Annotated in this window: 5 protein-coding genes, 15 tRNA genes and 1 rRNA gene; 4 read left to right on the forward strand and 17 right to left on the reverse strand. The window is 42.4% G+C overall.

Annotated features, from left to right (window positions below; translation table 11 throughout):
- Window positions 1-201: 201 nt before the first annotated feature.
- The 4 genes from N780_RS15400 (at window position 202) to N780_RS15415 (ending at window position 3,703) form a co-directional block, all read left to right on the forward strand.
- Complete coding sequence (locus tag N780_RS15400; RefSeq protein WP_156969203.1) at window positions 202-1,116, forward strand: metal ABC transporter solute-binding protein, Zn/Mn family; 915 nt, start codon at window positions 202-204, stop codon at window positions 1,114-1,116.
- Window positions 1,117-1,193: 77 nt separating this feature from the next.
- Window positions 1,194-1,943 (forward strand): metal ABC transporter ATP-binding protein, encoded by a 750-nt coding sequence (locus tag N780_RS15405; RefSeq protein ID WP_036786162.1) that lies wholly within the window; start codon window positions 1,194-1,196, stop codon window positions 1,941-1,943.
- Window positions 1,944-1,946: 3 nt separating this feature from the next.
- Window positions 1,947-2,816, forward strand: coding sequence for a metal ABC transporter permease (locus N780_RS15410; RefSeq protein ID WP_036786165.1), 870 nt, complete (start codon window positions 1,947-1,949; stop codon window positions 2,814-2,816).
- The gene (locus N780_RS15415; RefSeq protein WP_036786168.1) at window positions 2,813-3,703 is read left to right on the forward strand and encodes a metal ABC transporter permease; all 891 of its coding nucleotides are present in this window, start codon (window positions 2,813-2,815) and stop codon (window positions 3,701-3,703) included. Before N780_RS15410 ends, N780_RS15415 begins: the two co-directional genes overlap by 4 nt.
- Before the next feature lie 429 nt (window positions 3,704-4,132).
- Here N780_RS15415 and ilvD read toward each other — a convergent pair whose 3' ends face one another.
- The 17 genes from ilvD to rrf all read right to left on the reverse strand — a co-directional run bounded on the left by ilvD (window position 4,133) and on the right by rrf (window position 7,825).
- Window positions 4,133-5,815, reverse strand: coding sequence for a dihydroxy-acid dehydratase (gene ilvD / locus N780_RS15420; RefSeq protein WP_036786172.1), 1,683 nt, complete (start codon window positions 5,813-5,815; stop codon window positions 4,133-4,135).
- Window positions 5,816-6,191: 376 nt separating this feature from the next.
- Window positions 6,192-6,273 (reverse strand) — tRNA-Leu (locus tag N780_RS15425).
- Between the two features lie 7 nt (window positions 6,274-6,280).
- Window positions 6,281-6,354 (reverse strand) — tRNA-Cys (locus N780_RS15430).
- Window positions 6,355-6,363: 9 nt separating this feature from the next.
- A tRNA-Gly gene (locus tag N780_RS15435) sits at window positions 6,364-6,438 on the reverse strand.
- Window positions 6,439-6,447: 9 nt separating this feature from the next.
- Window positions 6,448-6,522: transfer RNA gene (locus N780_RS15440), tRNA-Gln, on the reverse strand.
- 7 nt (window positions 6,523-6,529) lie between these two features.
- Window positions 6,530-6,605, reverse strand: a tRNA-His gene (locus N780_RS15445).
- Window positions 6,606-6,618: 13 nt separating this feature from the next.
- Window positions 6,619-6,692 (reverse strand) — tRNA-Trp (locus N780_RS15450).
- A 20-nt stretch (window positions 6,693-6,712) separates the two neighbouring features.
- Window positions 6,713-6,798, reverse strand: a tRNA-Tyr gene (locus N780_RS15455).
- A 15-nt stretch (window positions 6,799-6,813) separates the two neighbouring features.
- Window positions 6,814-6,886, reverse strand: a tRNA-Thr gene (locus tag N780_RS15460).
- Window positions 6,887-6,894: 8 nt separating this feature from the next.
- Window positions 6,895-6,970: transfer RNA gene (locus tag N780_RS15465), tRNA-Phe, on the reverse strand.
- A 45-nt stretch (window positions 6,971-7,015) separates the two neighbouring features.
- Window positions 7,016-7,092: transfer RNA gene (locus tag N780_RS15470), tRNA-Asp, on the reverse strand.
- Window positions 7,093-7,166: 74 nt separating this feature from the next.
- A tRNA-Met gene (locus N780_RS15475) sits at window positions 7,167-7,243 on the reverse strand.
- Between the two features lie 73 nt (window positions 7,244-7,316).
- Window positions 7,317-7,392, reverse strand: a tRNA-Val gene (locus N780_RS15480).
- Between the two features lie 11 nt (window positions 7,393-7,403).
- A tRNA-Glu gene (locus tag N780_RS15485) sits at window positions 7,404-7,478 on the reverse strand.
- A gap of 13 nt (window positions 7,479-7,491) precedes the next feature.
- Window positions 7,492-7,583: transfer RNA gene (locus N780_RS15490), tRNA-Ser, on the reverse strand.
- 1 nt (window position 7,584) lies between these two features.
- Window positions 7,585-7,659 (reverse strand) — tRNA-Asn (locus tag N780_RS15495).
- A 50-nt stretch (window positions 7,660-7,709) separates the two neighbouring features.
- A 5S ribosomal RNA gene (gene rrf, locus N780_RS15500) occupies window positions 7,710-7,825 on the reverse strand.
- Between the last annotated feature and the right edge of the window lie 282 nt (window positions 7,826-8,107).

Genomic DNA, 8,107 nt, shown 5'->3' on the forward strand with positions numbered 1-8,107 from the left:
AACTGTTGACATTTCTTTCAGTTATCTATATATTTTGCACTAAGGAAACTTTTATTGTTTCGGTTAAATTTTATAAAAACACGCACACTTTTCATCTAAACTCATATCTTTATAGAGCTAAGGGAAAGTCATTTTTTTAATTATTTTTTTGCATATAGGAAACTTTTATTAACATGTACAAAAAGGGAGGACATAAGAAACATGAAGAAGTTCATTACAATCGCATTACTATCAATCGTTGCTTTAGTAGGGTGTAATGCTGAAGCCGACACAGAAGAAGGAAACGTTAAAGTCGTCACGACCATTGCCCAAATTGGAGATATCGTAGAAAACGTTGGCGGTGAGCACGTGGATGTGAAGAGTTTAATGGGACCAGGAACGGACCCTCACACATACAAAGCAACTACTAGTGATATTGATAATTTACAAAAAGCTGATGTGATCTTTTACAATGGTCACCACTTAGAAGGACAAATGAATGATGTGTTTGAAAAGATGCGCTCTGAAAAACCTACACACGCTGTAGCTGAAGCGATCCCTGAAGATATGCTAGATGCTGACCCTGAAAATCCTGGTATTCCAGATCCTCACGTCTGGTTTGACATTAACTTATGGAAATACGCTGTAGATGAAGTTACAAAAGGTTTGAGCGATTTAGATCCTGATAACAAAGAATACTATGAAAAACAAGCCGAAAACTATAAACAAAAATTAGACGAAACGCATACTTATGCTAAAGAACAAATTTCTCAAATTCCAGAAGAAAGCCGTGTTCTCGTCACTGCACACGACGCCTTCCATTACTTCGGAAAAGCATATGGATTAGAGGTTATGGGGCTTCAAGGGTTGAGTACAGAATCTGAATACGGGCTAAAAGATGTCCAACGTATTATAGATACCGTCTCAGAACGTAATATTAAAGCTGTATTTGTTGAGAGTAGTGTAAATGAACGATCCATTAATGCTGTAGTTGAAGGTGCCAAAGCTGAAGGACACCAGCTAAAAATCGGCGGAGAGTTATATTCCGATGCAATGGGTCCAGCTGATACGGAAGAAGGAACGTATATTGGAATGTTTAAACACAATATCGATACAATCGTTAATGCATTGAAGTAATTAGAAGCTAGAGGGGATTAATTCCCCTCTTCATGGCTTTACGAAAGATAGGAGTCAAATAGAAAGGAGTTTCTTATATGAAAGCTATTGAAATTCAGAATCTGGCTGTAACCTATGAACGACAACCTGTCCTTGAGAATGTGAATTTCACAATACCGGAAGGAACACTTACAGGAATCATTGGCCCAAACGGGGCTGGAAAATCGACTTTAATTAAATCAATCCTACACCTGATCCCTCGTCTATCCGGGGATGTTGTTGTTTATGGCAAACCTTATAAAAAACAGCGAAATTTAATTGGATATGTACCTCAAAGAAGTGAAGTGGATTGGGATTTCCCAACAAACGCACTAGACGTTGTCCTAATGGGGCGCTATGGACATATAGGCTGGATTCGTCGTCCGAATAAGAAGGAAATTCAATTCGCCTATGAGTGTCTTGAAAAAGTCGGTATGAAAGAATTTGCGAATAGACAAATTAGTCAACTCTCAGGAGGACAACAGCAACGCGTCTTCCTCGCTCGCGCATTAGCGCAAGATGCTCAAATATACTTCATGGATGAACCATTTGCAGGAGTAGACGCTGCAACGGAGAAAGCAATTATGAAGTTATTGCAAGAATGGCGTGAACAAGGTAAAACGGTGCTTGTCGTCCACCATGATCTACAAACGGTAAAAGACTACTTTGACCATTGTCTATTACTAAACAAAACACCTGTAGACTATGGACCAACTGAAAGTGTCTTTACACTTGATAATTTAGAACGGACTTATGGAGGAGCCATATCCTTTTTAGGCAACAGTCCTATACTCACTCAAGGAGGGTAACCCATGAATGAATTACTTAGCCTTTTAACTAGCCCAAACACACAGTGGGTCTTGGCAGGTTCCTCCTTACTCGGTTTTGCCAGTGGATTAATTGGTAGCTTCGTACTACTCAAAAAACAAAGTCTAATCGGAGACGCCATGGCTCACGCTACTTTACCAGGCGTCTGCTTAGCGTTTCTCATATTTGGGGTTAAGTCGATCCCTCTCTTTTTAATAGGAGCTGCGACAACAGGTTTAATTGCGACGTACTGTATTCAGGCAATCGTCAAGCACTCTAGAATTAAAACGGATGCGTCAATCGGCGTTGTGTTATCCGTCTTTTTCGGGCTTGGAATTATGCTCCTAACCTATATTACGAAGCATGCAAAAGGAAACCAGAGCGGTCTTGAGGATTTCATCTTTGGGCAGGCGGCTGCGATGGTTAAGAGTGATATTCAGGTCATTGCCGTGGGGTCTCTCTTAATCATCATTCTTTCATCCCTATTTTTCAAAGAATTTAAGATTTCAATATTTGATCCTAACTATGCTCGTGGCATCGGTTTACCAGTCAGCGTATTTAATTTGGTTCTAATGGCACTTGTCGTAGGCGTAGTGGTGGTTGGAATTCAAATGGTTGGAGTAGTCCTTATTGCAGCACTTCTAATTACCCCTCCCCTCGCTGCCCGTTATTGGACAGATCAACTTGGGAGGATGGGGGTAATCGCAGGTATATTTGGAGCCATCTCCGGAGTAACCGGTACCCTAATTAGTACAGCAGGTGAAGGACTTCCTACAGGACCTCTGATTGTCCTATGTGCCTCTTTGATTTTTGTCCTTTCCCTTCTATTTGGAGCTAGTAAAGGAATCATTGTAAAGGCGGTGAGACAAACATGACGTACAGTTTATGGATTATCATTACAGGAGTATTAGTTGGCGTTACATGCGGTATGACAGGAGCCCTTCTCGTTCTTAGGAAAATGTCGATGCTTGCAGATGCAATCAGTCACACCGTTCTTCTTGGAATTGTAGGAGCTTTTCTTGTGACGCACTCTTTAAACGGAGTACCCATGCTTGTTGGAGCTGCTACTGTGGGAATACTCACTGCTTTAATGGTGCAACTACTAGACTCAAGCGGGGTTCAGTCAGATGCAGCAATTGGAGTTGTTTTCACCTCCCTTTTCGCTCTAGGTGTCGTACTCATATCTTTTATAGGAGATAGTGTCCACCTCGATGTTGAGCATGCTCTAATGGGAGAGATTGCTTTTGTACCTTGGGATACCTGGACGTGGAACGGAATAAACCTAGGACCAACAGCAGTCTGGCTATTAGGATTTGTTTTCATCTTAAACCTAACCATTATATTACTCTTTTATAAAGAGTTTAAAATTAGCACATTTGATCCTCAGTTGGCCATATCAATCGGTGTTCCTGTAGTAGCGATCCATTACGTATTAATGTCGATGGTTTCGTTCTCTACAGTGGCTTCCTTCGATAGCGTAGGAGCTATTCTCGTTGTAGCAATGTTAATTGTTCCAGGTGCAACTTCTTATCTTCTAACAGATTCTTTTGGTGGCATGATTGCTTTAAGTGCCCTAATTGGCGCACTATCATCCTTGCTCGGTTATACATTCGCTCTATTCGTAGATGTGTCCATCTCAGGAGCCATGGCAACAGCCACAGGCCTTCTCTTCACCTTAGCCTTCTTCCTTAGTCCAAAACACGGCATGCTCGCTAAATGGTATAGAAGAAAGCAAATGCAAAAGCAACAACTAAACGCGTAAGAGTATACGACTTCAGCTTCCTACTCGGTTAGTAAAATAATACGCTATAGCAATATAAACAACTTAATAAACAAACAGAAACGTTCAGAATTACTTCTGAGCGTTTTATTTATTCCTTTATAAAGATCTCATTAGTGTAAGGATTTAGGTTGAGTATTATCTCTGTTGGACATTCTCGCCCCAAGATTATATCCTTATTTGCTATTAACAAAAAAGTCCCTTTTACTATAGAACGAAGGGACTTGTGTTTAGAGATCGTTATAGTTAAAAAAGACATAAAAAAATCGCTCTACTTAGCGATTCAACAATTAAACTTTGATTTATATTAATCTTTCGAGTACCGGTGGTCGTGTTCGAACCGACACTCCGTGAGGAACACGATTTAAAAAAAACTCCAGTTTCTGAAAACTGGAGTTTTTCAATATGAGTTTAATTTTTGTAATCTGTTACAGCACCTTTGGAAGAGCATGATACATTATGAGCGTATTTGCCCAAAATCCCCTTCTTGTAAAGAGGTGGTGCTTCCCAATGCTTACGACGACTTTCTAGTACTTGTTCTGTTACATCCATGAATATTTCTTTTTTGTTTGAATCTATTGTGACAAGATCCCCTTCTTCTAATAGAGATATTGGTCCTCCGACTTGAGCTTCAGGTGCGATATGCCCCACCACGAGTCCATGGGTTCCTCCAGAGAATCTACCATCTGTTAATAAGGCTACCTTTTCCCCTAAGCCTTTTCCAACCAATAGAGCTGAGATTGATAACATTTCAGGCATGCCTGGCCCGCCTTTAGGACCAACATATCGTATAACTAATACGTCGCCTTCTTGTATTGAATTATTCAGAATAGCTTCCGTAGCTTCCTTTTCAGTATTAAATACACGAGCTGGTCCAGTATGACGCTCCACCTTAACACCAGATACTTTAGCTACTGCACCACTTGGAGCTAAGTTACCTTTCAAGGTGATCAAAGGTCCATCTTCTCGCTTAGGATGACTAAATGACGTTATAATATCTTGTCCTTCTTCTAAGGTTGGCGCTTCTTCTAAATTCTCTGCAACTGTCTTTCCTGAAACAGTTAAACAGTGTCCGTGTAGATAGCCATTGTCATAAAGAAGCTTCATAACTGCCTGTACTCCTCCAACTTTATGCAGGTCTTGCATCACATATTTGCCGCTCGGTTTCAAATCAGCAATATGTGGTGTTTTTTCTTGAATTCGATTAAAGTCTTCCATGGTTAAATCCACTTCAATGGCATGAGCCATAGAAAGCAAATGAAGTACCGCATTTGTAGAACCACCAAGTGCCATAACGACTGTAATCGCATTTTCAAAAGCCTCTTTAGTCATGATATCTTTCGGGTAAATATTATGCTCGAGTAAGTATCTCACTGCTTCTCCAGCCGACTCACAATCTTTTGCTTTATGGTCAGACTCCGCAGGATTTGAGGAGCTTCCAGGTAAACTCATCCCCATAGCTTCAACAGCAGATGCCATCGTATTTGCAGTGTACATACCACCACACGCCCCTGCACCAGGACATGCGCTACACTCAATTGCGTTTAGTTCATTTTCATCTATGTCACCCTGGTTATATTTTCCGACCCCTTCAAAGACAGAAACAATATCAACATCTTTCCCTTTATGAGACCCGGGAGCAATTGTGCCTCCATAAACAAAAACAGATGGCACCTCAGCATTGGCAATAGCAATCATACAGCCTGGAATATTTTTATCACAGGCTCCGATTGCAACTAATCCATCCAAGTTCTGAGCTCCTACTACCGTTTCGATAGAGTCAGCGATCACATCTCTACTTGGTAAGGAATAACGCATTCCCTGTGTCCCCATAGAGATACCATCCGATACAGTAATAGTATTAAAGATTAAGGGTAACCCTCCTGCTTCTTGGGCACCTTTCTTTGCACGGATGGCTAAATCATCTAGGTGTATATTACATGGAGTCACTTCACTCCATGTACTTGCAATACCAATCATCGGCTTTTTAAAGTCATCATCTGTAACACCAACAGCACGAAGCATGGCACGGTTCGGTGCTCTCATTGCACTTTCACTAAACACTTTACTATTTATTCGTAAATCTTTTGTCATTCAAAATCCCACCTTTTCTCTCGCATAATTATAGGACTCTTTGCTTTAATCTTCAATGATTTTTTCTGAAAAATTTTTTTATTTCGTAAATTATTAATATGTGATTAAAGCAATTTATGTATAGAGTAAATGCAAGGTAGGGGACGACAGGAGAAAAAATTACCTTCTAGCCATTTTGTTGTGTGTATTAATAGAGTCTTTCTACTAAAATAAAAAAATCCCCGTTAACATAACGGAGATTAGAGAAATTTATAAATGATTCTGTGCCTATGAGTCCTATACAAATAAAACAGTATTTTCTAACTCAAACTTATTAATTAGACATAAAAAAAATCGCTTTCGTTAGCGATTTCCATTGCAATGTTAAGTTTTACGATACCGGTGGCCGGGTTCGAACCGGCACTCCGTGAGGAACACGATTTTGAGTCGTGCGCGTCTGCCAATTCCGCCACACCGGCATATGAATGGAGGCGGCAACCGGATTCGAACCGGTGGTAAAGGAGTTGCAGTCCTCTGCCTTACCACTTGGCTATGCCGCCAAATAAAAATGGAGCGGAAGACGGGATTCGAACCCGCGACCCCCACCTTGGCAAGGTGGTGTTCTACCACTGAACTACTTCCGCGAAAATTCTTGGCTGGCCCAGCTGGATTCGAACCAGCGCATGACGGTACCAAAAACCGTTGCCTTACCGCTTGGCTATGGGCCAATATTTATGGGGCGAATGATGGGGATCGAACCCACGAATGCCGGAGCCACAATCCGGTGCGTTAACCACTTCGCCACATCCGCCATAAAATGAAATTGGCAGGGGTAGTAGGAATCGAACCCACATCGGCGGTTTTGGAGACCGCTGTTCTACCGTTGAACTATACCCCTACTTACTGTAGTAATTATAATGGTGGAGGGGGCAGGACTCGAACCTGCGAACCCAGAGGGAGCGGATTTACAGTCCGCCGCGTTTGGCCAACTTCGCTACCCCTCCACGTTTTTTAAAGTATGCAGGCCAGAGGACTTGAACCCCCAACCTACTGATTACAAGTCAGTTGCTCTACCAATTGAGCTAGGCCTGCACAAAACATGGTGGCTCGGGACGGAATCGAACCGCCGACACACGGATTTTCAGTCCGTTGCTCTACCGACTGAGCTACCGAGCCAGTTTTATGTACTTTACAGTAACAAAAAATTATTTAATTGAAAAGTGGCGGTCCGGACGGGACTCGAACCCGCGACCTCCTGCGTGACAGGCAGGCATTCTAACCAACTGAACTACCGGACCATTTTGGTTGCACCTAAAAGTACACAATCATTTGTTATTCCATCAAGTTCACTCGACGATGAACAAATTTAATTTGGTTGCGGGGACAGGATTTGAACCTGCGACCTTCGGGTTATGAGCCCGACGAGCTACCAGACTGCTCCACCCCGCGATAATGTTGAATACTTATTACATATTCAATTATATGATGTTTGCAATGATCTTGTGCATACCATTTTTTAAAATGGTGGAGGATGGCGGGCTCGAACCACCGACCCCCTGCTTGTAAGGCAGGTGCTCTCCCAGCTGAGCTAATCCTCCATAATATTAAGTGGTGACCCGTACGGGATTCGAACCCGTGTTACCGCCGTGAAAGGGCGGTGTCTTAACCACTTGACCAACGGGCCAGTGAAAAGTTAGTGGCGGAGAGCGAGGGATTCGAACCCTCGAGACCCGTGTTTGGGCCTACACGATTTCCAATCGTGCTCCTTCGGCCACTCGGACAGCTCTCCATGGCTCCAACGGCAGGATTCGAACCTGCGACCGATCGGTTAACAGCCGATAGCTCTACCACTGAGCTACGTTGGAATCATGTCAAAAGGCCGTTTGCCTTTTGATCAAAGTCAATAAAGTGACTTGCCTGGCGGCGTCCTACTCTTGCGGGGGTGAAACCCCGACTACCATCGGCGCTGAAGAGCTTAACTTCTGTGTTCGGCATGGGAACAGGTGTGACCTCTTCGCCAAAACCGCCAGACTCTTTATTGAATTTCTTTCTCGTCTTTTCAACGACAAGTTATATTTTATCTTGTTTCGAAAGAAAAGTCAAGAGGTATTTTAGATTTTTTCTAAGTACCTTCAAAACTAGATAAGAATTAAGACATCGTGCCTGATCACGTGTATGCGCTCGAGCTGACTTCCAGCTCCAACTCCCAGACCCTGGCGTATAAGTCATCTTTTCTACAAAGGCTAATCGCCTTTTCCGAAAATCTGTCTTATCCGTACGGGTCTAAGCGGTCGTTTGCGCTTTAGATAGATA

The sequence above is a fragment of the Pontibacillus chungwhensis BH030062 genome, from assembly GCF_000770675.1.
Lineage (GTDB): Bacteria > Bacillota > Bacilli > Bacillales > BH030062 > Pontibacillus > Pontibacillus chungwhensis.

What these genes read in the sequence shown, in the direction of transcription:
- N780_RS15415 (WP_036786168.1), top strand. Translation starts at nt 2,813, where the DNA reads ATGACGTACAGTTTATGGATTATCATTACAGGAGTATTAGTTGGCGTT.
- N780_RS15405 (WP_036786162.1), top strand. Translation starts at nt 1,194, where the DNA reads ATGAAAGCTATTGAAATTCAGAATCTGGCTGTAACCTATGAACGACAA.
- N780_RS15400 (WP_156969203.1), top strand. Translation starts at nt 202, where the DNA reads ATGAAGAAGTTCATTACAATCGCATTACTATCAATCGTTGCTTTAGTA.
- N780_RS15410 (WP_036786165.1), top strand. Translation starts at nt 1,947, where the DNA reads ATGAATGAATTACTTAGCCTTTTAACTAGCCCAAACACACAGTGGGTC.
- ilvD (WP_036786172.1), bottom strand. Translation starts at nt 5,815, where the DNA reads ATGACAAAAGATTTACGAATAAATAGTAAAGTGTTTAGTGAAAGTGCA.